The following is a 23,604-nucleotide window of genomic DNA, read 5'->3' as shown; positions in this document are numbered from 1 at the left end:
GCATGCTGCGGATCGAACACGCGTACTGGCTGATCGCCGCCTTCCTGCTCTACAGCGGCTGGCGCAACCTGCGCGACGGCCACCGCTGGCATGCCGCGTTCTGGATCGTGCTGGGGCTGCTGTTCGGCGCCGGCGATTTCATCCTGGCACAGTCCGCGGCCGGCCACGCCCTGCCCGCGCAGATCGCCGGCATCGGCGTGATCGCGCTGGCCTGCCTGGCGCCGCGGTTGCGCCGCCAGGCGCATCCGGAAAACCGCACGGCGGAGCAACGCCTGCAGTCGGCGATCGCGCTCGGCCACCGGCTGTTCGGGCCTGCCCTGCTGATTCCGCTGGTGACCCTGCTGGTGGCCTTGTTCGGCGGCTACCTGGTGATCGGCCACTTCGCGCTGTTCGCCAAGTCGCAGATGACGCTGACCGGGCTGGCGCTGGCCTGCGTGATTGCCCTGCTGGCCGCTGCGCGGGTGGCGCGAACGCCGGTGCTAGAAGGCGTGGCCGAAGGCCGGCGGTTGCTCGACGCGATCGGCTGGGCCGCGCTGCTGCCGTTGCTGCTGGCGGCGTTGGGCCAGGTGTTCACGCGCAGCGGCGTGGGCGCGGCGATCGCCGAGATCGCCACCGATTTCCTGCCCACCGGCAACGCCACCGCGGCGCTGGCGGTGTTCGCGCTGGGCATGGTGCTGTTCACCGTCATCATGGGCAACGCGTTTGCCGCGTTTCCGGTGATGATGGCCGGCATCGGCCTGCCGCTGCTGATCCACCAGCACGGCGCGCACCCCGCCATCCTCGGTGCGATGGGCATGCTGTGCGGCTACTGCGGTACCCTGCTGACGCCGATGGCGGCCGACTTCAACCTGGTGCCGGCGGCGCTGCTGGAATTGCGCAATCCGTACGGCGTGATCAAGGCGCAAGCCTGGAGCGCCGTGTGGATCTTCGCCAGCACGTTCACCATGATGTGGCTGCTGGTCTTTCGTTGAACGTGCGAGGCCCGATGAGCAAGACCCTGCCACGCATCCTGCTGACCGGCTTCGACCCGTTCGGCGGCGAGACGATCAACCCCTCGTGGGAAGCCGCGCGCGCCCTGCACGGGCGGCGCATCGGCGGGCACCGGGTGGTGGCGCGGCAGATCCCCACCGAGTTCGCCGCCTCGCTGCGCCTGCTCAAGGCCGCGCTGCGCGAAACGGCACCGGCGATCGTGCTGGGCGTGGGTCAGGCCGGCGGACGCACGCAGTTGTCGCTGGAACGCGTGGCGATCAACCTGCAGGACGCGCGGATTCCCGACAACGCCGGCGCCCAGCCGATCGACGAGCCGGTGATCGCCGGCGCGCCTGCGGCCTACTTCAGCACCCTGCCGTTGAAGGCGATGCTGGCCGCGCTGCACGAGGCCGGCGTGCCCGCGGCGATTTCACATACCGCCGGCACCTACGTGTGCAATCACCTTGCCTACGCGATGCTGCACTGGGCCGCGCGCAAGCGCGGTGTGCGCGCCGGCTTCATCCATATCCCCTGGCTGCCGCTGCAGGCCGCGTCGCGACACGGAGCGCCCAGCATGGCGCTGGAGGAGATGGTGCGCGGCCTGGAAATCGCATTGCGGGTGGCGGCCGTCACCCCGCGCGACATCCGCCGCGGCGCGGGCACGCTCGACTGAAGCTGCGGCATGGCCCCGCCAACGAAAAAGCCCGCGGCTCGCGCCACGGGCTTTTCCATTTCACGACCGGCTGCGCCGCCCGGATCAGTGCCCCGCCGCGTCGTAGGAGCGGCCGCTGGCGTCCGTACCCTGGTCGCTTTGCGGTTGCCGCTCGGGCTTGTGGTAATCCTCGAGCTTGCGTGCCTTGACGTCGACCGGGCTGATCTCGGTGAGGCGGCCCTTGCTGTCGAAGAAATAGGCGCCAAAGTGGTAGTCGATCGCCATCCGCGCCAGGTACTGCAGGTGCTTCTTGCCCACCTTGGCGTCGTCGCTGTCGATCAGCAGCACCTTCTTGGGCAGATGACCCTGGTCGCGCAGGTAGGCGAAATGGCTGCCCACGTCGACCGCCGACAGCACCCCGCCATCGAGCAGGAACTGGCCGTCCTTGTAGGCCTGCAGGGTGAGGTCGAACTGGCCCTTCATCGACGCCGCCAGGTTTTGCTCTTGCTTGACCTGATTGCGATGGCAGCCGGCCAGCAGCAGGACACTGCCCAGCATGATCGCGGCAGACAGGCGGAAAAGCAGGGTGGACATTCGGCTCATGCAGCTCTCCAGACAGGGCGTTCGGGCAACGGTGGAGTCTAGCAGCCCGGCGCGGCGCGGGCGTGACCCGCGGGAACCTGCGGTCAGGTACGCGGCAGGGTCACGCCCTGCTGGCCCTGGTACTTGCCGCCGCGGTCCTTGTAGCTGGTCTCGCACTCCTCGTCCGACTCGAAGAACAGCATCTGCGCCACGCCCTCGTTGGCGTAGATCTTCGCCGGCAGCGGCGTGGTATTGGAGAACTCCAGCGTCACGTGGCCTTCCCACTCCGGCTCCAGCGGCGTCACGTTGACGATGATGCCGCAGCGTGCATAGGTGCTCTTGCCCAGGCACACCACCAGCACGTTGCGCGGGATGCGGAAGTACTCCACCGTGCGCGCCAGCGCGAACGAGTTCGGCGGGATGATGCATACATCCGACTGCACGTCGACGAAGCTGTCCGGGTCGAATGCCTTGGGGTCGACGATGGTCGAGTTGATGTTGGTGAAGATCTTGAACTCGCGCGCGCAGCGCACGTCGTAGCCGTAGCTGGAGGTGCCGTAGGAGACGATGCGCCCGCTGTCGTTCTGCTTGACCTGGCCCGGCTCGAACGGCTCGATCATGCCCTGGCCCGCGGCCATGCGGCGGATCCACTTGTCGGATTTGATGCTCACGCGCTCTCCGGTCGATGGCGTTGCGCCCGTCAGGTCGGGTGCAAAACGACAAAAATACATGGTCGGGATACCGCTGCGCCAGCCGGCCGCACTACTGCCACTCGTAGGAGCCCGCTGGCGGGCGATGCTCTTCCCGAATTCCGCCAAGAGCATCGCCCGCCAGCGGGCTCCTACAGGTGGGGCGGGAGGTCGGCCAGCATATCCAGCGCCGTGCGTAGCGCCGCACAACATTCCGCGCTGGCCAGCACCTGCGCCGCCATGCAACCGGCGCCGGGCAGCGGCACCGTCACGGGTTGCACCGCCAGCAGGCGAGCGGACATGGTGGAGAGAACCTCCGCCAGCGCCTGCTGGGCATGGCAGGAGCCGCGCGCGCTGGTGTTCAGCAGCAGCACCGGCTTGCCGGGGAACTCCAGACTGCCGACCAGCCAGTCGAGCAGGTTCTTGAACGCGCCGGGCACGCCATGGGCGTATTCGGGGCAGGCGATCAGCAACGCATCCGCGGCGCCGACGGCTTCGCGCAAGGCCAGCACCGATGGCGGCAGCGGGTCGACCTCGTCATCCGGATTGAACAGCGGCAGCGCGCCCAGCGCGTCATGCAATACCAGGTCGAGCGGTGCCGTGGCCAGTTGGCGCGCGGCTTCCAGCGCGGCGCGATTCGACGACACCCGGCGCAAGCTGCCGCACAGGCAAAGCACGCGCCGCGGCGCCGTCATGCAGAGGGCACGCCCTGCACCACGATCTTGCCCAGTCCCAGCGACTTGTTGCGCGGCTGGCGCGACAGCCGGCCGGCGGCGTTGCGGGCGATCTCGCGGTAACGCGCTGCGATGTCCGAGTCCGGCATCGCCGCCACCGACGGGTTGCCGCCGTCGGCCTGTTCGCGGATGCGGATGTCCAGCGGCAGCGAGCCGAGGTAGGCCGCGCCGTACTGCGTGGCCATGCGCTCACCGCCGCCCTCGCCGAAAATGTTCTCCTCGTGCCCGCAGTTGGAGCAGACATGCGTGGCCATGTTCTCCACCACGCCGAGCACCGGCACCTCGACCTTCTCGAACATCTTGAGCGCCTTGCGCGCGTCCAGCAGGGCGATGTCCTGCGGCGTGGTGACGATCACCGCGCCGGCCACCGGTACCTTCTGCGACAGCGTGAGCTGGATGTCGCCGGTGCCGGGCGGCAGGTCGACGACGAGGTAGTCGAGCTGCTCCCAGCGGGTGTCGGTGATCAGCTGCATCATCGCCTGTGTCACCATCGGGCCACGCCAGATCATCGGCGTGTCTTCCTCCACCAGGAAGCCGATCGACATCACCGGCATGCCGTGCGCCTGCATCGGCAGGATGCTCTTGCCGTCGGGCGAGGCGGGCTTGCCGTGCACGCCGAGCATGGTGGGCTGGCTGGGGCCGTAGATGTCGGCGTCCATCACGCCGACCTTCGCGCCTTCGGCCTGCAGCGCCAGCGCCAGGTTGGCCGACACGGTGGACTTGCCCACGCCACCCTTGCCCGAGGCGACCACGATGATGTTCTTCACGTTCGGCAGCGGCCCCAGCGTGCCCTGCACCTTGTGCACGTGGATGCGGCTGGTGATCGACACCGTCGCCGACTCGATGCCCGGATCGGCCTGCAACGCCTCGCGCACCCGCGCGGTGATCGCCTCGATCGCGCCGGCGGCGGGATAACCGAGCTGCAGGTCCACCGAAACCCGACCGCCATCGACGCCCACGGCGCGCACGGCCTCGCCCAGCGGGGCGCCGGTATGGGTATCGATCAGCCCGCCCAGGATCTGGCGGACCAGGGCTTCATTCGCCTGCGTCATGTCGGTTCGGTCATCGAGAGAGACGCCCATTATGCCAGCGCGCTGCAAACGGCCGGCTGACACAGATCAGCGCCGTACCGGCGCGCCGGCAGCCATGGCGCAATGCAGCTTGACGGCCTCGCCGAACCTCGCCAGTCTCGATTCCATACGCTTTCGTACGGGAGAGACGCCATGAAGTCAGCACGACGCTTTGCCTTCGCCACCTGCCTGCTGCTCGCCGCCGGCTCGGCACTGGCCGCCAACGACACCCCCGTGGGCAACTGGAAAACCATCGACGACGAGAGCGGCCAGGCCAAGTCGATCGTGCAGATCACCGACGAGAACGGCGAACTCAAGGCCACCATCGTCAAGCTGCTCAACCGCAGTCCCGAAGACATCGCCCGCGACGGCGAGGTGGCGTTGTGCAAGAAATGCGACGGCGAGCGCAAGGACAAGCCGATCGAGGGAATGAACATCATGTGGGGCGTGCACCAGGACGATGACGTCTGGAGCGGCGGCCACATCCTCGACCCGAAAACCGGCAAGGTCTACAAGGTCAAGCTGTCGATGCTCGACGGCGGCCAGAAGCTCAACGTGCGCGGCTACATCGGCTTTTCCTGGGTCGGCCGTTCGCAGCAGTGGGAACGCCAGCCCTGAGGTTGCGCCTCATCATCTGACCTTCGACGCCCCGCCCCGGCCACCGGTGCGGGGCGTCTCATCTGTGCCGCCGATGTTCACTCACGCACCCACCGCGCCGACGCGGCAGTCAGCAGCAGCAATCCGGCCACCGCGGCCAGTGCCGCCGCCAGGTTGCTGGCCTGGGCCAGGAAGCCGATCAGGGCCGGGCCGCTGAGCAGGCCCGCGTAGCCCAGCATGGTCACCGTGGCCAGCGAGATTTCCGGCGACGCGCCCGGCAGCCGGCCAGCCGCGCCGAACATCACCGGCACGATATTGGCGGCGCCGAAACCCACCAGCACGAAGCCGATCAGCGCCGCCGGCGGCCACGCCACCAGCGTCGCCAGCAGGAAGCCCGCCGCCGCCAGACTGGCGCCCAGGCGCACCGTCAGCACCGGGCCGATGCGCGCCACCACCCGGTCACCGACCAGGCGAACCAGCGCCATCGCCACCGAGAATCCGGCATAGCCGACGCCCGCGGTGGCCGCGTCGAAACCTCGAAATTCGCGCAGGAACACGGCGCTCCAGTCCAGCATCGCGCCCTCGGCCAGGAAGCTGATGAAACAGAGCAAGCCCAGCAGCAGCACGATGCCGCGCGGCATGGCGAACGCCTTGGCGCGGGCCACCGTGGCGCGCGCTTCGTCGAGCAGGCTGGACCATTGCACCGCCACCACCGCCGCCAGCAACGCCGCAACCAGCAGCGCGGCGGCAAACAGCGGCAGGCCCAGCGCCAGCAACACGCTCATGCCCAGCGCGCCGCCCAGACCGCCGACGCTGAACAGGCCATGGAAGCCCGACATCATCGGTCGCCCGGCGCGGCGCTCCACTTCCACCGCATGCGCGTTCATCGCCACGTCGACCGCGCCCAGCGCCATGCCGAAGCAGAACAGGATCGTCGCCAGCGCGACCGCGTGGGCGGCGAGCGCCAACCCCGGCAGCGCCACGCACAGCAACACGCCGCCGACGACGATCACCCGCCGGTTGCCATATCGCTGGGTGAGCCAGCCGACCAGCGGCATCACCAGCATCGAGCCACCGCCGAAGGCCAGCAGGACCAGGCCCAGCGAGGCATCGTCCAGGCCGAGCCGAGCCTTCGCGTACGGCACCATCGGCGCCCACGCCGCCATGCCGATGCCCGACACCAGGAAGATCAACCGCGTGGCGCGCGCCGCCGGTGCAAGGCCGCCGCGATCCACGGCTGCCGAAATGACTCTGCTCACATGCGCTCCGAAACCCGCGACACCAGACACGGCACTGTACACAATCGCGCGGGCGCCGCCGATGGAGAAATCCCGCATGCAAGCGTCACGCGCGCCGCCACACGGCCATCCGGACGGCCAATACCGGCAGAGGCGCATGCCATAATGCGCAGTCCCTCAAGGAAGCCCCGTACCTCATGAGTCGTCGCCTGCTCGTCACCCACGCCCTGCCCTACGCGAACGGTCCGCTGCACCTGGGCCACATGCTGGGCTACATCCAGACCGACATCTGGGTGCGCGCGCAGCGGATGATGGGCAACGAGGTGCATTTCGTGGCGGCCGACGACGCGCACGGCACGCCGATCATGCTGGCCGCCGAGAAGGCCGGCATGACGCCGGAGGCCTTCATCGCCGGCATCCGCGCCGGCCATGAAGCCGACTTCGCCGACTTCAACTTCAGCTTCGACCACTACCACACCACCCATTCGGACGAGAACCGCGAGCTGGCCTCGCTGATCTACACGCGCCTGCGCGACGCCGGCTACATCGCCAGGCGCGACATCCAGCAGTTGTTCGACCCCGAGAAGCAGATGTTCCTGCCCGACCGCTACATCAAGGGCACCTGCCCGGTGTGCAAGACGCCGGACCAGTACGGTGACAACTGCGAGAACTGCGGCGCCACCTATGCGCCCACCGACCTGATCAACCCGTATTCTGTGATGTCCGGCGCCAAGCCGGAACTGCGCGATTCGGAGCATTACTTTTTCGAGCTCTCCAAATTCGAGCCGCTGCTGCGCGACTGGTTCGCCGGCAAGTTCACCCATGGCAAACCGGTGGCCGACAGCGGCGTCGCTGCCAAGCTGCGCGAGTGGCTGGACGGCGGCCTGAAGGACTGGGACATCTCGCGCGATGCACCCTACTTCGGCTTCCCGATCCCCGACGCGCCGGGCAAGTTCTTCTATGTGTGGCTGGACGCGCCGGTCGGTTACCTGGCCAGCTTCAAGGCGTTGTGCGACAGGACCGGGCTGAAGTTCGACGACTTCCTCGGGCCGGACAGCACCACCGAGATGCACCACTTCATCGGCAAGGACATCATCAACTTCCACGGCCTGTTCTGGCCGGCGATGCTGCACGGCGCGGGCTTCCGCACGCCCACCGCACTGCACGTCAACGGCTACCTCACGGTGAACGGCGCCAAGATGTCCAAGTCGCGCGGCACCTTCATCCAGGCGCGCACCTACCTCGACGCGGGCATCCATCCGGAGTTCCTGCGCTACTACTTCGCCACCATGCTCAACGACGCGCCGGTGGACGTGGATCTGGACCTGAAGGCGTTCGAGGAGCGGATCAACTCGCACCTGGTCGGCAAGTGGGTGAACATCGCCAGCCGCACTGCCGGCTTCGTGCAGAAGTTCTTCGACGGCAAGCTGGCCGACCGTTTCGAAGCCGAGGAAGCCGCGCTGTGGCAGACCCTGCTGTCGCATTACCACGGCATCGACGCGCTGTATGAAACCGGCGAGTTCGCCGAAGTCACCCGCCGCTTCGTCACCATCGCCGATCTGGTCAACGGCTACATCGCGGCCAAGGCGCCGTGGCTGATCGCCAGGGACGAAGTCCGCCGCGCCGAACTGCAGCAGGTCTGCACGCTGGCCCTGCACGGCTTCCGCCTGCTGTCCGGCCTGCTCAAGCCGGTGCTGCCGGCCACTGTCGCCGCCGCCGAACAGTTCCTCGCCGCACCGATCACCGGTTTCGACGACGCCCGCCGCGAACTCCACGGCCACCGCGTCAGCACCTTCGAACCGTTGCTGGCTCGCATCGATCCCAAGCGCGTCGAAGCCATGGTGGAAGCCTCGAAGGAATCGCTCGGCGCTCCCGCTGCCGCACCTGCTCCCGCGAAAAAGAAAGCCATGAACGACACCGCCAAACCAGCCCCGGCACCCGCTGCCGGCGACGCACCCGCCACCATCGGCATCGACGACTTCGCCAGGCTCGACCTGCGCATCGGCAAGGTCACCGTCTGCGAATTCGTGGAGGGCTCGGACAAACTGCTGCGTTTCGAGCTGGACGCCGGCGCGCTGGGCACGCGCCAGATCTTCTCCGGCATCCGCGCCGCCTACGCAGAACCGGAGAAGCTGGTCGGCCGCAACGTGGTGTTCATCGCCAACCTGGCCCCGCGCAAGATGCGCTTCGGCCTGTCCGAAGGCATGATCCTCTCCGCCGGCGACGGCGGCAGCGACCTGTTCCTGCTCGATGCCGACCAGGGCGCCAAGCCCGGCGCCACCGTGCGCTGACACGCAGGGCGGGCACCGCGCGCCGGCTCTTCGATGCATCCGGGTGTGCGCGGCGGGCCGTGCCCGCCGCCCGGCTCATTGCTTCGAGTAAGTCACGAAGAAACCGACCAGGTCGCCGTTCTCGTTGTACGGGGCCATGTCCACGTAGCGATAGCCGCGCGCGGCGTATTCGGCATGCGTCTTGGTGAGTTGGGTCGCCATGTGCTTCTTGCGGAAGCCGAACGTGGCGTCGACGAAGATGGTGACGGTGTCGGTGGATGCGGTGCTCGTTTGCGCCTGCGCGGGAGAAGCATGGGTGAGCAGGATCGAACCGCCGGCACCGAGCACGGCTGCCAGCAACAGGGAAGCGAGGAACGATGGTTTCATGGCGACACTCCAACAGGTCATCGGCAATTGCGGGACAATGGGCCTCGATTATCGCCCACCCCGCCTCCGCGCATGAGTGATCCCATCGCCATCCTGGCCGACCGCATCGACGCCTTGCTGCCGCAGACGCAGTGCGAGCAGTGCGGCTACCATGGCTGCCGGCCGTATGCCGAGGCGATCGCGCGTGGCGAAGCGGCGATCAACCGCTGCCCGCCCGGCGGCGCGGCCGGCATCGCGAAGCTGGCGAACCTGCTGGGTAGGCCGCCGCTGCCGCTGGACGCCGACTGCGGCGTCGAGAAGCCGCGCATGCTGGCACGCATCGTGGAAGCCGATTGCATCGGCTGCACCAAGTGCATCCAGGCCTGCCCGGTCGACGCCATCATCGGCGCGCCCAAGCTGATGCATACCGTGCTCGCCGACGATTGCACCGGTTGCGAGCTGTGCGTGGCGGCATGCCCGGTCGACTGCATCGAGCTGGTGCCGATGCCGGTGGAGCAGATCGATCAGGCGCACGCGGACGCCGCACGCACGCACTTCCGGCGTCGGGAGACCCGCCTGGCGCGCGAAAGCGCCGAGCGCGACGCCGAGCTGGCTGCGCGCAAGGCTGCGGTGGATGCCGCCGCGTCGACCAATCCGGTACTGGCCGCGCTGGCGCGCGCGAAGGCGAAGAAATCCTCATGAAGCGCAGCGACGTGGTGGAACTGTTCACGCGCCTGCGCGAGCTCGACCCGCACCCGACCACCGAGCTGCTGTACAGCAGTCCGTTCGAGTTGCTGGTGGCGGTGGTGCTGTCGGCACAGGCGACCGACGTGGGCGTGAACAAGGCGACCCGCCGGCTCTACCCGGTGGCGAACACGCCGCAAGCCATCCTCGACCTGGGCGAAGACGGGCTGAAGCGCCATATCAGCACGATCGGCCTGTTCAACGCCAAGGCGAAGAACGTGATCGCGCTGTGCCGGTTGCTGATCGAGCAGCACGGCGGCGAGGTGCCGCGCACGCGTGAAGCGCTGGAGGCGCTGCCCGGCGTGGGCCGCAAGACCGCCAACGTGATGCTCAACACCGCCTTCGGCGAGCCGACCATCGCGGTGGACACGCACATCTTCCGCGTCGCCAACCGCACCGGGCTGGCACCGGGCAAGGACGTGCGCACGGTGGAGGACAAGCTGCTCAAGGTCATCCCCGCCGAGTTCAGGCAGGACGCGCACCACTGGCTGATCCTGCACGGGCGCTACGTGTGCAAGGCGCGCAAGCCGGACTGCCCGCATTGCGTGATCCGCGACCTGTGCCGCTACAAGCACAAGACGCCGGCGGAGTAGCTCCCGGTCGAAAGTCGGCAGGCCCGCCACCCTTCATCCCGATCACGCGCCATCGTCGAGCGTCAACCCGCTGCGGAATCGACGCGGCTCGCCCGACAGCGGATCGACGAACGCCAACTCCCGCGCCAGCAACTTCAACGGGTGCCGATGATCGTCCGCTGTCGCCTCCGCCAGCGCGGGATAGAACGTGTCGTTGCGGATCGGCGCACCCAGCGCCGCCATGTGGACCCGCAACTGATGCTTGCGCCCGCTCACCGGATGCAGCACATAGCGCCACCCGGTGTCGCCGCGCTCGATCACCTCGATGCGCGTCTCGCTGTTGGGCTCGCCCTCGACCTCGGCCATGCGGAAGAACGGCTCGCCCCGCACGATGCGCGAGCGCCGGCACAGCGGGAAAACCTCCGCCGGCAAGGCCGGGGCCAGCGCCTCGTAGCACTTGTCGATGCGCCGCCCGCGAAACAGCGACTGGTAGGCCGCGCGGCTGGCGGGATTCGCCGAAAACAGCACCAGCCCGGCAGTGGCGCGATCGATCCGATGCAGCGGCACGAGCTGCGGATTGTCCAGCCGGCGGATCAATCGGCGCAGCAGGGTCTGCTCGACAAAACCGCCGGCCGGGGTCACCGGCAGGAAGTGCGGCTTGTCCGCCACCACCAGGTGTTCGTCCGCGTGCAGGACCGTCTCGACGAACGGGATCTCCGCCTCGTCCGCCACCTCTCGGTAATAGTGGAGGCGCATCCCTGCGCGGCAGGGCGTGTGCGCGTCGATCGCCACGCCCTCCCCGTCGAGCACGCGACCGCGCGCGATCCGGTCCAGCCATTGCGCGCGACTGATCGCGGGGAAGTGCGCGCACAGCGCGTCGAGCGCGTTCCGCCAGGGCCCGGGCGGCAGGTGCACGGTGCTGGCGTCGCGGTCACGACGGAAGGGGACATTCGACATGATCGCGCCAGTCTAGCGGCAGCCCGGCGCCGCGCCGCGTACAATGCGCGGCTGTTGTCCTCCGGCATGCGCATGGCACTCAACTCAACCATCTACAAGGTCGAACTGCAGATCAGCGACATGGATCGGCATTACTACGCCACCCATGCGCTGACCCTGGCGCGCCACCCGTCGGAAACCGAGGAGCGCCTGATGGTGCGGCTGCTCGCCTTCGCCCTGCATGCGGACGAGCGACTGGAGTTCGGCAAGGGCCTCAGCGACGAGGACGAACCGGCGCTGTGGCGCAAGGCGTACACCGACGAGATCGAGCTGTGGATCGACGTGGGCCAGCCCGACGAGACACGCATCCGCAAGGCCTGCGGCCGCGCACGCCAGGTGGTGGTGGTCAACTACGGCGGCAACGCGGCGGAACTCTGGTGGAACCGCCACGCCGCCACGCTGGCCCGCCACCGCAACCTCACCGTGCTGGACATCGACGCCGACACCGTCGCCACCCTGGTCACGTTGCTGCAGCGGGGCATGCGACTGCAGGCGCTGGTCCAGGACGGCCAGCTGCAACTGATGAACGACGCCGACGCGGTGGCGGTCGATCCGCTCGTGCGCATGGCGCCGACCACCGCCGCGGCCTGATCCTGTCGCGTCCCTGCCCTCAACCCTTTCACCACCTGTCCGTACCGGAGTTGCCCCATGCGCTGGCTGCTTTCCCTGCTCGTCCTGATCTCCCTCGCCGCCTGCACGGCGCCGGCACCCATCCGCACCCACGGCAGCGTGGACCAGCTCACCGTGGTCGACAGCAAGGTCGGCACCGGCGCCGAAGCCGTGGCGGGCATGAAGGTCACCGTGCACTACACCGGCTGGCTGTACGACGAGACCGCCGGCAACAAGCACGGCAGCCAGTTCGACAGCTCGCGTGACCACGGCGAGCCGTTCTCCTTCGTGCTCGGCGCCGGCAACGTCATCACCGGCTGGGACCAGGGCGTGGCCGGCATGCGCGTGGGCGGCAAGCGCACCCTGCTGATCCCCGCCGCACTGGGCTACGGCGCACGCGGCGCCGGCGACGACATTCCGCCGAACGCCTCGCTGGTGTTCGACGTGGAACTGCTGGACGTCCAGAAGCCCTGAGGCGGCTCGACCGCTGGCGGGCAGTGCCCGCCCTGCAGATGCCCACCTACAATTCCCGCTCGGCGGCTTCCCTGCCCTGCTGGCGGATGATCGCTTCCTCGCGGGCGTCGATGATCGACTGCATCACGCTGTCGACGTCGGCGATGTGCTCGTCGAACTCGAACTGGCCGCTCAGTTCGGTATCGGGATGCAGCTCGCCCAGCTCGTACAGCGCCCACATCTCCTCGCCGTAGTGGGTGTCGAGCAGCTCGGGCGCGAAACGCGACAGGCTGATAGTGATGTTGCCCACGTCACGACGCAGCATGGTGCGTGCACTGTTGTTGCCCGCGGCGCTGACCGCCTGCGGCAGGTCGATGATGACCGGACCGTGCGGCCCGACCAGCACGTTGTACTCGGACAGGTCGCCGTGGATCAGCCCCACGCACAGCATGCGGGCGACCTGCTGCATCAGGAACCGGTGGTATGTACGCGCCTCGTCGGCGGACAGTTCGACCTCGCCCAACCGCGGCGCCGAATGGCCGTCCGCATCGGTGACCAGTTCCATCACCAGCACGCCGTTGAAGTAGCCGTACGGCCGCGGCACGCGTACGCCGGCGGCGGAGAGCTGGTACAGCGCGTCGACCTCGGCGTTCTTCCACGCCTCCTCGGCCTCGCGGCGACCGAACTTCGTCGCCTTGCCCATCGCCCGCGCCTGCCGGCTGCCGCGCACCTTGCGCCCTTCCTGGTACTGCACGCGCGCCTGGAAGCTGCGCTGGGCCATGTCCTTGTAGACCTTGGCGCAGCGCACCTCGTCGCCGCAGCGCACGACGTACACCGAGGCTTCCTTGCCGCTCTTGAGCGGCCTGAGCACCTGGTCGATCACGCCGTCGTCGATCAGCTCCTGCAGGCCCTTGGGGGTTTTCATCGGTGGCTTGGCTTCAATGCGGCGACGGGGGAACACCCATTATGGCCGACGCCGGCCGCGCCCGTGGCGAGGATCATGCCTTGCGTACCGTCGCGGCGATCTCGAACGAATGCCGCCGCGCCGCGTGCTCGAAGATGTTGGCGGTCAACATCAGCTCGTCCGGCCGATGGCGGGCCACGAAGGCCGCGATGCCCGCCTTCACCGTGACCGCATCGCCGACCACCGCGCAGGCCAGCGCGCGCTCGACCATCAGCTTCTCCGGCGGCGTCCAGTACGCCTCGATGTCGTCGATCGGCGGCGGGATCAGGCCCGGCTTGCCGCGGCGCAGGTTGATGAAGCTCTGCTGCTGGGTGGTGAACAACCGCCGCGCCTCGGCGTCGCTGTCGGCCGCGACCACGTTGATGCCGAGCATCGCATACGGCTGCTGCAACCGCGCCGAGGGCACGAAGTTGCGCCGATACAACGCCAGCGCCTCGTCCATCGCATCCGGCGCGAAGTGCGAGGCGAACGCAAACGGCAGCCCCAACTGCGCCGCCAGCCGCGCACTGAACAGGCTCGACCCCAGCAGCCACACCGGCACCTCGATGCCGGCGCCGGGTACCGCGCGCACCGGCTGACCGGGCTGCGCCGGCTCGAAATAGCCGAGCAGTTCCAGCACGTCCTGCGGGAACGCGTCGGCGCTGTCGAAGTAGCGGCGCAGCGCCCGCGCCGTGGGCTGGTCGGTGCCGGGCGCGCGGCCCAGGCCCAGGTCGATGCGGCCGGGATGCAACGAAGCCAGCGTGCCGAACGCCTCGGCCACCTGCAGCGGCGCGTGATTGGGCAGCATGATGCCGCCGGCGCCCACGCGAATCGTCGAGGTGCCCGCGGCGACGTGACCGATCAGCACGGCGGTGGCCGCGCTGGCGATGCCGGGCATGTTGTGGTGCTCGGCCAGCCAGTAGCGCCGGTAGCCGAGCCGCTCGCCCAGCTGCGCCAGGTCCAGCGTGTTGCGGAAGGCCTGGCCCGCGTCGCTGCCTTCGGTGATCGGGACCAGGTCGAGGATGGAAAACGGGATCATGACGCAAATCCTGCTGACGGAAGCTTCCTATCTGGGGGCAAACGAGGCCTTTGCCAGCCTCCCGCGCGCGACGGCGATCCCGCCTCAACTTTTGTCCTCGCTGGCCGATAACGGGATCGAATCATCGACAACACTGCGCGGTTGAGGGGCAGTCCCCATGGTGGGAAGCATTTGGCGACGCATGTTTCCGCGGCGCAAGGCAAAGGTCACTCCGCGGCGCACCGCCGCGGCGCGACCGCCTGCGCCGGCATCCACCGCCGCCGCGCCAGCCACCAGCCATGCCGCGACCGATGCGCCGTCACTGGCGCAGATCGACGAACGCTTCCACCGGCTCGTGCTCGGCCTGCCGCCGGCCAGCCAGGACGAGCCACAGCCCGTCGAAGCGGCCCTGCTGCGGCGGCTGGAACTGCTCGGTGCACGCTTCGACCTGCGCAGCCTGCCACGCCTGCCGACCGTGCTGCCGCAACTGCTGCGCACCCTCAAGAGCGACGAGGCGGCAGGCGCCGAGCTGGCCAAGCTGGTCGGCCGCGACCCGCTGATGGTGGGCGAGGTCATGCGCGCCACCAGCACCGTGTTCTACCGATCGGCACAACCGATCGGCAGCCTGCAACAGGCGGTGGTGCTGCTCGGCCAGGATGGCCTGCGCCGGGTGATCACCCAGCACGTGATGAAGCCGATCCTGCAAGGCAATACCGGCAGCATGGGCCACGCCGCCGGCGGGCGTCTGTGGGGTCACGCGGAACGCTGCGCGCACGCCTGCGCATGGCTGGGTCGGACTACCGGCTGCGATGCGTTCGAGGCCTACCTCGCCGGCATCGTGCGCCATGCCGGCACCGGCGCGGTGGTGCGCCTGCTGGATCAGCTGATGCCTGGCGCCACGCCACCGCCGTTGTCGGCTGCCTTCGTGCGACATTGCGCGAGGCTGGCTGCACAACTCTCGCTGCAGGCCGCCCGCCAGTGGGAGCTGCCCGCGCGCGTGCTCGGCGCCCTGGCCGAGTGCCAGGGCGAGGTCAGCGCAGCGTCCTCGCCGCTGGGCCGCGCGCTGGCGGTAGCCGACAGCGTGGCCAGCCTGAGCCTGCTGGTGGAAAGCGGTGAATTACCCGCCGACTCCGAGCTGGCGCACAGCTGGCCGGGCGTCATGCCTCCGGCCGTGCTCGCCCGCTGCCAGCGCGACCTCGGCCAGCATTTCACCGCCACCCTCGACAATGCCTGAACCAGGGCCATGACACCTCCTCCTCGGTCGAGGAAACGCCTAGACTTGGCACACCATCGTCCACGTCGAGGAGCAGGGCATGAGCAAGGGCATGGATTCGAAAAAGAACGAGAAGAAGAAGCCGGCGAAAACGCTGAAGGAGAAGCGCGCCGCCAAGCACGAAAAGAAGAAGGACAAGTAACCCCGCGGCTCACCAGCCGGTGAGCGGCGAACGCGCCGCGGAGAGCGTGTCGCATTCCGCCCCCACGCCGTCGCCACCGGCCCCCACGCAAAGCATGAAGCGCGCGGGCAGGCCCGCCACGTCCCGGCTTGCCCCGCTCGCCAGCACGAATTGCCGCACGCTGTCCGCGTCGCAGCCCGATGCGCCTGCCCCACGCGCACCCGGCATCGGGCACGTCAGCAGGCGATAGTGGCAACGCCCGCTGGCGCTGCGCACGCAGGTGATGTCGGCGATGTCGGCGACAATCCGCGTACGGCTGTAAAGCACGTCGACGCCGTTGACGCTGGCGCGCGTGGCGTGCGACTGGCTGCCGTAGCCCTCCACCCCGGCCAGCGAGAGCACCAGCCAGATCAGCGCGATGAGATAGTGCATGGTCGTCCTCCCGAGGAACCGGCGCGAACGCAGCGGCTACATGTTGCGGAACAGGGTCATGAACGGCGCGCTCACGCTGAGCGTTTCCGGCCGCTCGCGCAGGCGCACGATGCCCTTGCCGGTCTCGTCGCGGGTGACGCCGGCGATCGCCTTCATGTTGATCACGGTGCCGCGGTGGATCTGCTTGAACACGGTCGGATCGAGCACCTCCAGCAGCTCGCGGATCGGCGTGCGCAGCAGCGCCTCGCCCTCGGCGGTGACCACCGTGGTGTATTTGTTGTCGGCGCGGAAATAGGCGACGTCGTCGAGCAGGATCAGCCGCGTCTCCCGCCCGGTGCTGGCGGTGACCCAGCTCAGCGGCGGTTGCTGGCGCGCCGGCCCCAGCCGGCTGCCGATCTGGCGGACCAGGTCGGCCAGCGAGGCAGTGTCGGACCGATCCGCGCCCACGCGCGACTGCACGCGCTCCACGGTCGCCCGCAACCGTTCCGGGGCGACCGGCTTGAGCAGATAGTCGATCGCACCACGCTCGAAGGCGTCGATGGCGTACTGGTCGTAGGCGGTGACGAACACCACCTGGGTCGCCGGGCATGCCTCGGCCGCGGCGGTGGCGACCTCCAGCCCGGTGAGTCCCGGCATGCGGATGTCGAGAAAGGCCACGTCCGGCCGGTGCTCGACGATCGCCTCCAGCGCGCTGGCCCCGTCCTCGCACTCCGCGACGATGTCCAGCTGCGGCCATGCCGTCTCCAGCGCGGCGCGCAGCGACTGGCGCAACAAGGCCTCGTCTTCGGCAATCACACCCTTAGCCATGGGCCCGCTCCTCGTTGTAGTGCTCCGGCACATTGATGGTGGCGGCGACCCCCTGCGGGAAATTCGCCGCGATGGCCAGGCTGGCCTGGCCGGCGTAGATCAGCTTCAACCGTTCGCGCGCATTCTTCAGGCCGATGCCCGCGCCGCTTTCCTGCGCGCCGAAGCCCTTGCCGTCGTCCGCCACGGTGACGGCCACGCGGCCATCCTGCCTGCGCGCGAAGATCCACACCGTGCCGTCGCCGGGTCGCGGTTCCAGGCCGTGCTTGATCGCGTTCTCCACCAGGGTTTGCAGCAACATCGGCGGCAGCGGCGTGGCCAGCAGTTCGTCGGGCACATCGATCTGCACGTTCAGCCGCGCACCCATGCGGATCTTCAGGATGGCCAGGTAGGCACGCGAGCGTTCCAGTTCCTCGCCCAGGCTGGCCAGCGCGCGATCGGTACGCGGCAGCGAGTGGCGCAGGTACTGGATCAAGTGCCCCAGCATCGCATCCGCCCCGGCCGGATCGCTGCGCACCAGCACCTGCGCACTGGCCAGCGTGTTGTACAGGAAGTGTGGTTCCACCTGCGCCTGCAGCAGGCTGAGCCTGGCGATGGCCAGTTCCTTCTCGGTCGCCGTCTGCGCCGCCGCCGCCTGCTCGCCGCGACGGCGGCTGGCCACACCTAGCGTCACCGCGCGAGCGATCGCCTCGAGATTCTCCAGGTTGACGCCATCGTCCACCTGCAACCAGTCGCTCCACGGTGCACTGCACGGCTCGCACACCAGGCTGAAGCTGCTGCTGCCGTCACCGCGGTTGACCGTCGCCAGGATCCGGTTGCGCTGGCTGACGATCCAGCGCATCGGATTCCAGCGCCCCAGCTGGGTCAGGTCATAGGGGTCGGCGTAAACCGCGGTGGCGCGGATCTGCAGGTGGTTGCGCGTCGAATCCACCTGCTCGACGCCCGGCAGTTCGCGAATCGCGGCGTCCAGCAATTCGAACGCCTCCTCCGCCTCGAACGGCACCTCGATCTGCCGTCGCTGCCGGCTGGCCAGCGCGGCGTTGGTCAGCTTGCCGGCAATCATGCGCACCCGCACCAGGTGCGAATGCGCGCGGATCACCACGAACACGATCACCACCAGCCCCAGCAACTGCACCAGGCTGCCCAGCCCCGACCAGATCCAGCTCACGGACAATGTCGCCACCAGCACCAGCAGGTACCAGGCCACGATCAATCGGAGGTAGAAAAACAGGCTTCGAAACACGGCAACCATCCACGCTGGGGAGATCGCCAACGAGACTAGCGGCCCCGCCGCGGAAAATCGCGTGGATTGCGACGAAACCCGGCAGGCGCCGACCAAACCGGCTTTCATGCGCCCGAAGCCGGGCGCAGGACCGACGCCGTGACGGATCGCCGGACTGTGCGGTCCGGCGGAAATCAATCAATGCGCCACGCCGTCAGGCGCTCCGGTCCCTCGGAACCATGAGAGCCTGCACCCGGAAACGCACTGCACTGCACCGTACCGCTTCGGCCTCGTCACCGAGGCCGGAGCGGAAGGCCTCGCTTGCGACTAGTTGCCCCTGGCCTGGGTGGCACCACCCCGCATCACGGTGTTCTGGAAACCTTCCTGGGAATTGCGGCGGATGCCGTCGATCTCGGCCTGGGTGCGGCAAACCTTGTGCTTGAAGTTCGTGCCAAGGCGCTGTTCCATCGTGCAGATCAGGCGATTGCCCTCGTTGCGGGCCAGCACCGCATTGATGCGTTCCTGCGCATTCATCAGGTCGACCTGTTCGCTGTCGTTGAGCTGGCTGACTGAACCGCGCTCCTTCAGCAGGGCCGCGATCTTGTCCAGGTCCTCGTTGACTGCCGCACGCTCGTTCCCGCTGATGCCGCCATACGCGCCGCGTGGCCCCATCTCCTTGCGCACCTCGGCGGCCTGCTTGGCAAAAGCCTTCGGCGAATCCGTCACGACCTTCCAGTCCGGACCCACGGCATGGCTCAAGGCCGGCAGCGCAAACACGGCGCACGCCACGATCCACAACAAACCCGTTTGCACTCTGCTCATCGACCTTCCTCACCTTATTGGCTGGAGTGCGCCCATCGCACTCACTTGATCCGGCGCCTTCCGCTCGCCGATTTGACTTATGTACCACAGAAGGCGCAGGAACTTTCGGGTCTTTCATGAAAGACGCGCAGGTACTGATCTCGCCGATGGTCAACCATCCGCCTCCGGGTGCCGGGTGCGCCACGCTGCCAATGCCCGTTCGTAGCGTTCGAGCTTTTCGTCGTGCACGTCGTAGACGCAGCGCACGCAGCCTTCGCCGCAACAGTCGGTGGCGTCCGGCTCGGGCGGCGGCTGCGGCATGGGGTCGGCGGCATCCGTGCCGGGCGGGCGTGAATCCCCGGGGTTCATCGGCGCAGCGTTATTTCGCCGGCTTGCGGAAGCGATAGATGAACTGGTCGGTGTGACCGCGTATCGACTTGTCGAAAACCGTGGCCGTGTGCGCGTCGGCGGGGTTGCGCAGGGCATTGCTTTCGCCGTCGAAGACGAAGCCGGCGGCCTCGACCTCGCGCTTGACGGCCTCCGGGTCGATGCGGTGCAGGGTGTCGGTATCGGCCAGGCCGGAGCCGGCGGGGGCCACGTGGTCGATCACCACGAACAAACCGCCGGGCTTGAGCGCGTCGTAGACCTGCTTGTCGAAGCTGGCCATGTCGACCGGACCCATGAACGAGTCGTGGTAGTCGTGGTAGTTCTGCGAAGTGAACACCAGGTCCACCGGCACCGGTACGCTCAATTTCGCCGCCGGCTGCTGCAACAAGCTCACGTTGGCGTAATGCGGCGTGGCGGTCAGCTTCTGCCAGTTGGCCAGGCTCTTGGCGGAGTATTTGCCCATCTCGTCCGGCCAGACCGTATAGACATGTCCCGAAGGCCCGACGATGGCGCTGAACACCCGCGTCCAGTAGCCGCCGCCCGGGACCAGCTCAAGCACCTTCTGGCCGGGCTTGACCTCGGCAAAGGTCATCACCAGCGCCACCTTGCGGCGGGCATCCTCGTGGCTGTCCGCCGCACGCGCCGGATCGTCGACGCCTTTCTGGACGGCGGCGGAAATCGCCCCGCTGTGCAGGTCGGACACCTGGGCCACGGCAGCCGCGGGGAGTGCGAGAGTGAGCAACAAAGCGAGCATGGTCGGACGCATGACGTTCTCCGCTGATTGGTCGAAATACCATTGTGCTCCCGTTCCGGGACGACCGCCCACGGTGCCGATTGGCACAGGCAATCGCCCGGGTTTGGGGTACGCTTTCCATGCAGCCGACCCCGCGGTTGCAGTGAATCCTGCCGGTGCGTCCATGAGGCCACGGGAGTGTTCCATGCCGTCGATGCGTTCCATCCTGATCGTGGCCGCGCTCGCTGGCGCGTGGCTGGCCGCCTCGGCCACGCCGGCGCAGGCCCAGTCGATTCCGGCGTGGCAGGAGCGCCAGATGGAGGCTGCGCGCAAGTCCGACGCGATCATGCAGCAGGCCAGCAGGCGTGCCGGCATGCTCGCCCAGTTCCAGTTCATGCGCGACGCTTACTTCAGCAGCCAGAACTCCGTGTTCCGGGTCATTTTCGGCCAGTACCTGAGCTGGTATCAGAGCTTCATCGGCGATTACGACGACGCCGCGCGCATGTTCTCGATCGCCCAGCGACCACTGCCCGACGACCGCCCCTCGCCGCTGGACGATCCCGCCTACTCCGCCCAGCCGGCGCTGAGCGCCATCCCGAAACTGGCCAGGGGCTACCGCGCGGTGTTCTTCAACGAGGCGCACAACATTCCGCTGACGCGCACGGTGACCGTGCAGCTGCTGGCCAGACTGCGAGCCGAGGGGTTCGACTACTTCGCCGCCGAGACCGTCTATCAGACGGACACGAAACTGCAGTCACGTGGCTACCCGACCAGCAACAGCGGCTTCTATACGGAAGAGCCGATCGCCGCGGAGATGGTGCGCACCGCGCTGAAGCTTGGCTACAAGGTCATCGGCTACGACGCGCTGTCCAACTCCACCGGTGACGCGCGCGAAGCGGAACAGGCGCGCAACATCTATCGACAGGTATTCAAGAACGATCCAAACGCCAGGCTGGTGGTGGATGCCGGTTACGCGCACATCCTGGAAGAAGGCGACTTCCAGGGCGGCATGTCCATGGCCGAACACCTGTACCGGCTGACCCATCTCGACGTGCTGACGGTGGAGCAGACCATGCTGTACGGGCATCCCGAGGCCAGCGACGACCATCCGTATTACGCCCCCGTCATGGGTCGACTGCACCCCGCGGAACCGGTGGTCTTCATCGGCAAGGACGGCAAGCCCTGGTCGCTGCGTCCGGGTTATGACGTCAGCGTCTGGTTCCCGCCGCAAACAACGCGCCGCGGCCGGCCGACGTGGGCGTCGCTCGGCGGCGAACGCACGCCCTATTACGTCAGTGGAGAGCCCTGCGATCGCCACTACCCCTGCATGGTCGAGGCACGCTACGCCAGCGAGGGCGACGATGCCATCCCGGCCGATCGGCTGGTGCTCGATCCCGTGCCGCTCAATGCCCTGTCCAGCGAACGGGTGGTGACCGACGCCAAGGTGCCCTTCAGCGAGCTCTATCTGCGCCCCGGCAAATACCGCGTGACCTACACCGACGCGGACGCCACGCGGTTGTTTTCGCGAACCATCACGATACGCAAAGGGGACGAGGCGTCGATGAAGAATCGCGATGGCTCTTCAGCCGATCCGCCGCCGCCCCGGTGACATCCCGCGGCGGCGCGCAGCAACATCACGAGCTTTCGGACTACCACCGCCGGTCTGTGGGAATGGGATCCATCACCTTGCAGTTCGGCTCGGGCTTGCCTGCGCGCTCACAGGCAGCGTCCGAAGAAAGCTTCGAACCCGAAGGGCCGTTGGCCTGCTCCGCGTCGGCACCGGTCTTGACGGTGATGATGCTCGAATACAGTTTGGTGGCGCCCACGTCGGTGTAGGTCACGCGGTATTTGCCCGGACGCAGATAGAGTTCGCTGAAAGGTGATGCGCTGGTCACGGCGCGCACACCGGCGCTGGCGTCGGGAGACACCGGATCGAGCACCAGCCGATCCGCGGGAATGGCATCGTCGCCCTCATTGGCGTAGCGCGCCTCGATCAGGCAGGGGTAATGCCGGTTGCAGGGCTGGCCGCTGGCGTAATACGGCATGCGCTCGCCGCCGAGCGACGCCCACGTGGGCCGGCCGCGGCGGATGATCGTCGGAGGGAACCACACGCTGACGTCATAACCCGGACGCAGCGACCAGGGCTTGCCGTCCTTGCCGATGAAGACCAGCGGCTCATTCGGGTGCAATCGATCCATGACCGGGGCGTAGTACGGATGGTCGTCGCCCGCGGCGGGATGCCCGTACAGCATGGTCTGCTCCACCGTCAGGATGTCGATGCCGTACCACCGGTGCAGATACTGGGCCATCGACGAGCCGCCCTGGAAATCACCTTCCTCCATGATGTGCGCGTAACCGGCATCGAGCACCAGCCTGGCGTTCGGATCGCTCTTGAACACCTGCCGATGGATGTTGCGTGCCTGTTCGGCCTGGCGTGCATCGCCGGTGACGTCCGAGAGCGCGTCATAGCCGATGACCTTGTAGCCCAGCTTCAGCGCGGTGCGCACCATTTCCGCAGCGATCGGTTCTTCCGTGTAGAAGCCGCTGTTGTCGGTCGGATAGCCGCGCGACTGCAACCCGATGTCCCGTGAATTGATGGTTTCGGCGGCAAAGTAGTTGAATCCCTCGGCCCGCAGTTTGGCCAGCAGCTGCACGGTCAGCGTGCGGGTGCGCGGAATGTTGTGCGCCTCGTTGAAGAACACCGCGCGGTAGCCTTTGGCCAGTTCCGGGATGGCGCTCAGCGCCGGCTGGGCGGTGTACGCGGGATTGTCCAGCGGCGAGGGACGGTCATCGCCCTCGGCCGACTGCTTGATGGAGAAGCTTTCGGCGGCGCCCTGGTAATCGCCGACGAAGGTCTGCGTCGAGCTCAGGTACTGGCCGAAAATGACCCGGAAGGCGGGGTCGCTGTTGCCGACGTACGCGTCATGCAGAAACTTGTACTGCGCCAGCAGGTCCGGATACTTGCGGGCCTCGCGCATCAGCGCGTCGGATTTCTTGATGGCGTCCATCTGCCGCGCATGCCACTGAGCCGCCGACTGGGCGTGGGCCGGCACGCATGGCCAGGCCAGCCATGCACAGCCGAAGAGGACCGGAATCCAGCAAAGACGCATGCGACGCTCCGTGCTCTCGAAGAGTGGCCGCAAGTATGGCCGCAACACGCCGCCGGTTGCACGCGAGACCTCGCCGGGCCACGACGCGCCCGTGTCGACCGGCACGGGGGCGTTGCCTAGAAACGGGAGCACAATGGGGATCGGATCAACCCGTACGGAATGTCTGGCCACAGCGCATGCATGGACGGCCGCGACGCCCATCATCAGCCACTGAAAGGG

General features: G+C 67.9%; 27 protein-coding genes. 11 read left to right on the top strand and 16 right to left on the bottom strand.

What is annotated here, in order from left to right:
* The first annotated feature begins 2 nt into the window (after positions 1 to 2).
* Positions 3 to 971 carry a 5-oxoproline transporter, DUF979 family subunit gene (locus B1991_RS09270; protein ID WP_136258440.1) on the top strand — a complete coding sequence of 323 codons (969 nt, stop codon included), beginning with the start codon at positions 3 to 5 and terminating at the stop codon, positions 969 to 971.
* Between the two features lie 14 nt (positions 972 to 985).
* Positions 986 to 1,642 carry a pyroglutamyl-peptidase I gene (gene pcp / locus B1991_RS09265; RefSeq protein WP_136258439.1) on the top strand — a complete coding sequence of 219 codons (657 nt, stop codon included), beginning with the start codon at positions 986 to 988 and terminating at the stop codon, positions 1,640 to 1,642.
* 84 nt (positions 1,643 to 1,726) lie between these two features.
* On the opposite strand, the gene B1991_RS09260 is transcribed toward pcp, so the two are convergent.
* The 4 genes from B1991_RS09260 to apbC form a co-directional block, all read right to left on the bottom strand.
* Positions 1,727 to 2,224, bottom strand: coding sequence for a hypothetical protein (locus B1991_RS09260; protein ID WP_136258438.1), 498 nt, complete (start codon positions 2,222 to 2,224; stop codon positions 1,727 to 1,729).
* An 83-nt stretch (positions 2,225 to 2,307) separates the two neighbouring features.
* Positions 2,308 to 2,874: a dCTP deaminase gene (dcd, locus tag B1991_RS09255; protein WP_136258437.1), complete on the bottom strand. Its 567-nt coding sequence runs from the start codon at positions 2,872 to 2,874 to the stop codon at positions 2,308 to 2,310.
* A 170-nt stretch (positions 2,875 to 3,044) separates the two neighbouring features.
* Entirely contained in the window at positions 3,045 to 3,587 is a 543-nt protein-coding gene (locus tag B1991_RS09250; RefSeq protein ID WP_136258436.1) for an NADPH-dependent FMN reductase, read from the bottom strand.
* Entirely contained in the window at positions 3,584 to 4,678 is a 1,095-nt protein-coding gene (gene apbC / locus B1991_RS09245; protein WP_136258435.1) for an iron-sulfur cluster carrier protein ApbC, read from the bottom strand. The genes B1991_RS09250 and apbC overlap by 4 nt, the downstream gene beginning before the upstream one ends.
* 171 nt (positions 4,679 to 4,849) lie before the next feature.
* On the opposite strand from apbC, the gene B1991_RS09240 reads away from it, so the two are divergent.
* Positions 4,850 to 5,314 carry a DUF2147 domain-containing protein gene (locus tag B1991_RS09240; RefSeq protein ID WP_136258434.1) on the top strand — a complete coding sequence of 155 codons (465 nt, stop codon included), beginning with the start codon at positions 4,850 to 4,852 and terminating at the stop codon, positions 5,312 to 5,314.
* 77 nt (positions 5,315 to 5,391) lie between these two features.
* Here B1991_RS09240 and B1991_RS09235 read toward each other — a convergent pair whose 3' ends face one another.
* Positions 5,392 to 6,552 (bottom strand): MFS transporter, encoded by a 1,161-nt coding sequence (locus B1991_RS09235; RefSeq protein WP_246031117.1) that lies wholly within the window; start codon positions 6,550 to 6,552, stop codon positions 5,392 to 5,394.
* A 176-nt stretch (positions 6,553 to 6,728) separates the two neighbouring features.
* Between B1991_RS09235 and metG the strand changes: the two genes are divergently transcribed.
* Positions 6,729 to 8,822 (top strand): methionine--tRNA ligase, encoded by a 2,094-nt coding sequence (gene metG / locus B1991_RS09230; protein ID WP_136258432.1) that lies wholly within the window; start codon positions 6,729 to 6,731, stop codon positions 8,820 to 8,822.
* A gap of 75 nt (positions 8,823 to 8,897) precedes the next feature.
* On the opposite strand, the gene B1991_RS09225 is transcribed toward metG, so the two are convergent.
* The gene (locus B1991_RS09225; protein WP_136258431.1) at positions 8,898 to 9,188 is read right to left on the bottom strand and encodes a hypothetical protein; all 291 of its coding nucleotides are present in this window, start codon (positions 9,186 to 9,188) and stop codon (positions 8,898 to 8,900) included.
* 72 nt (positions 9,189 to 9,260) lie between these two features.
* Between B1991_RS09225 and rsxB the strand changes: the two genes are divergently transcribed.
* Positions 9,261 to 9,869 carry an electron transport complex subunit RsxB gene (rsxB, locus tag B1991_RS09220; RefSeq protein ID WP_136258430.1) on the top strand — a complete coding sequence of 203 codons (609 nt, stop codon included), beginning with the start codon at positions 9,261 to 9,263 and terminating at the stop codon, positions 9,867 to 9,869.
* Positions 9,866 to 10,504 carry an endonuclease III gene (nth, locus tag B1991_RS09215; RefSeq protein ID WP_136258429.1) on the top strand — a complete coding sequence of 213 codons (639 nt, stop codon included), beginning with the start codon at positions 9,866 to 9,868 and terminating at the stop codon, positions 10,502 to 10,504. The genes rsxB and nth overlap by 4 nt, the downstream gene beginning before the upstream one ends.
* A 42-nt stretch (positions 10,505 to 10,546) precedes the next feature.
* Here the strand turns inward: nth and B1991_RS09210 are convergent, their stop codons facing one another.
* Positions 10,547 to 11,440: a pseudouridine synthase gene (locus B1991_RS09210; protein WP_136258428.1), complete on the bottom strand. Its 894-nt coding sequence runs from the start codon at positions 11,438 to 11,440 to the stop codon at positions 10,547 to 10,549.
* A gap of 72 nt (positions 11,441 to 11,512) precedes the next feature.
* Here B1991_RS09210 and B1991_RS09205 point away from each other — a divergent pair, with 72 nt between their 5' ends.
* Both B1991_RS09205 and B1991_RS09200 read left to right on the top strand, forming a co-directional pair.
* Positions 11,513 to 12,070: a YaeQ family protein gene (locus tag B1991_RS09205; protein ID WP_136258427.1), complete on the top strand. Its 558-nt coding sequence runs from the start codon at positions 11,513 to 11,515 to the stop codon at positions 12,068 to 12,070.
* A gap of 57 nt (positions 12,071 to 12,127) precedes the next feature.
* Positions 12,128 to 12,562, top strand: a complete 435-nt coding sequence (locus B1991_RS09200; RefSeq protein ID WP_136258426.1) for an FKBP-type peptidyl-prolyl cis-trans isomerase — start codon at positions 12,128 to 12,130, stop codon at positions 12,560 to 12,562.
* Between the two features lie 46 nt (positions 12,563 to 12,608).
* Here the strand turns inward: B1991_RS09200 and B1991_RS09195 are convergent, their stop codons facing one another.
* Together B1991_RS09195 and B1991_RS09190 are read right to left on the bottom strand one after the other, a co-directional pair.
* Positions 12,609 to 13,466, bottom strand: coding sequence for a PA4780 family RIO1-like protein kinase (locus tag B1991_RS09195; protein ID WP_136258425.1), 858 nt, complete (start codon positions 13,464 to 13,466; stop codon positions 12,609 to 12,611).
* Between the two features lie 73 nt (positions 13,467 to 13,539).
* On the bottom strand, positions 13,540 to 14,523 hold the full coding sequence (locus B1991_RS09190) for an LLM class flavin-dependent oxidoreductase (RefSeq protein WP_136258424.1): 984 nt from the start codon (positions 14,521 to 14,523) through the stop codon (positions 13,540 to 13,542).
* On the opposite strand from B1991_RS09190, the gene B1991_RS18645 reads away from it, so the two are divergent.
* Together B1991_RS18645 and B1991_RS09185 are read left to right on the top strand one after the other, a co-directional pair.
* Positions 14,522 to 14,668 carry a hypothetical protein gene (locus B1991_RS18645; protein WP_168709608.1) on the top strand — a complete coding sequence of 49 codons (147 nt, stop codon included), beginning with the start codon at positions 14,522 to 14,524 and terminating at the stop codon, positions 14,666 to 14,668. The two genes, B1991_RS09190 and B1991_RS18645, sit on opposite strands and share 2 nt — an antisense overlap.
* Before the next feature lie 12 nt (positions 14,669 to 14,680).
* Complete coding sequence (locus tag B1991_RS09185; protein ID WP_246031116.1) at positions 14,681 to 15,736, top strand: HDOD domain-containing protein; 1,056 nt, start codon at positions 14,681 to 14,683, stop codon at positions 15,734 to 15,736.
* Between the two features lie 190 nt (positions 15,737 to 15,926).
* On the opposite strand, the gene B1991_RS09175 is transcribed toward B1991_RS09185, so the two are convergent.
* The 6 genes from B1991_RS09175 to B1991_RS09150 all read right to left on the bottom strand — a co-directional run bounded on the left by B1991_RS09175 (position 15,927) and on the right by B1991_RS09150 (position 20,308).
* Entirely contained in the window at positions 15,927 to 16,328 is a 402-nt protein-coding gene (locus tag B1991_RS09175) for a hypothetical protein (RefSeq protein ID WP_136258422.1), read from the bottom strand.
* Positions 16,329 to 16,364: 36 nt separating this feature from the next.
* Positions 16,365 to 17,135, bottom strand: coding sequence for a LytR/AlgR family response regulator transcription factor (locus B1991_RS09170; RefSeq protein ID WP_136258421.1), 771 nt, complete (start codon positions 17,133 to 17,135; stop codon positions 16,365 to 16,367).
* Positions 17,128 to 18,384 carry a histidine kinase gene (locus tag B1991_RS09165; protein WP_136258420.1) on the bottom strand — a complete coding sequence of 419 codons (1,257 nt, stop codon included), beginning with the start codon at positions 18,382 to 18,384 and terminating at the stop codon, positions 17,128 to 17,130. The genes B1991_RS09170 and B1991_RS09165 overlap by 8 nt, the downstream gene beginning before the upstream one ends.
* 297 nt (positions 18,385 to 18,681) lie before the next feature.
* Positions 18,682 to 19,176, bottom strand: coding sequence for a hypothetical protein (locus B1991_RS09160; protein ID WP_136258419.1), 495 nt, complete (start codon positions 19,174 to 19,176; stop codon positions 18,682 to 18,684).
* A gap of 150 nt (positions 19,177 to 19,326) precedes the next feature.
* The gene (locus B1991_RS09155) at positions 19,327 to 19,476 is read right to left on the bottom strand and encodes an oxidoreductase-like domain-containing protein (protein WP_425466666.1); all 150 of its coding nucleotides are present in this window, start codon (positions 19,474 to 19,476) and stop codon (positions 19,327 to 19,329) included.
* 58 nt (positions 19,477 to 19,534) lie between these two features.
* The gene (locus tag B1991_RS09150; protein WP_136258417.1) at positions 19,535 to 20,308 is read right to left on the bottom strand and encodes a class I SAM-dependent methyltransferase; all 774 of its coding nucleotides are present in this window, start codon (positions 20,306 to 20,308) and stop codon (positions 19,535 to 19,537) included.
* Positions 20,309 to 20,480: 172 nt separating this feature from the next.
* Here B1991_RS09150 and B1991_RS09145 point away from each other — a divergent pair, with 172 nt between their 5' ends.
* Positions 20,481 to 21,884, top strand: coding sequence for a hypothetical protein (locus tag B1991_RS09145; protein ID WP_246031114.1), 1,404 nt, complete (start codon positions 20,481 to 20,483; stop codon positions 21,882 to 21,884).
* A gap of 40 nt (positions 21,885 to 21,924) precedes the next feature.
* Here B1991_RS09145 and B1991_RS09140 read toward each other — a convergent pair whose 3' ends face one another.
* Positions 21,925 to 23,589 (bottom strand): hypothetical protein, encoded by a 1,665-nt coding sequence (locus B1991_RS09140; RefSeq protein WP_136258416.1) that lies wholly within the window; start codon positions 23,587 to 23,589, stop codon positions 21,925 to 21,927.
* Between the last annotated feature and the right edge of the window lie 15 nt (positions 23,590 to 23,604).

The organism is Rhodanobacter lindaniclasticus (assembly GCF_004799035.1).
Taxonomy (GTDB): domain Bacteria; phylum Pseudomonadota; class Gammaproteobacteria; order Xanthomonadales; family Rhodanobacteraceae; genus Rhodanobacter; species Rhodanobacter lindaniclasticus.
This window is presented reverse-complemented; position numbering and strand designations above follow the sequence as displayed.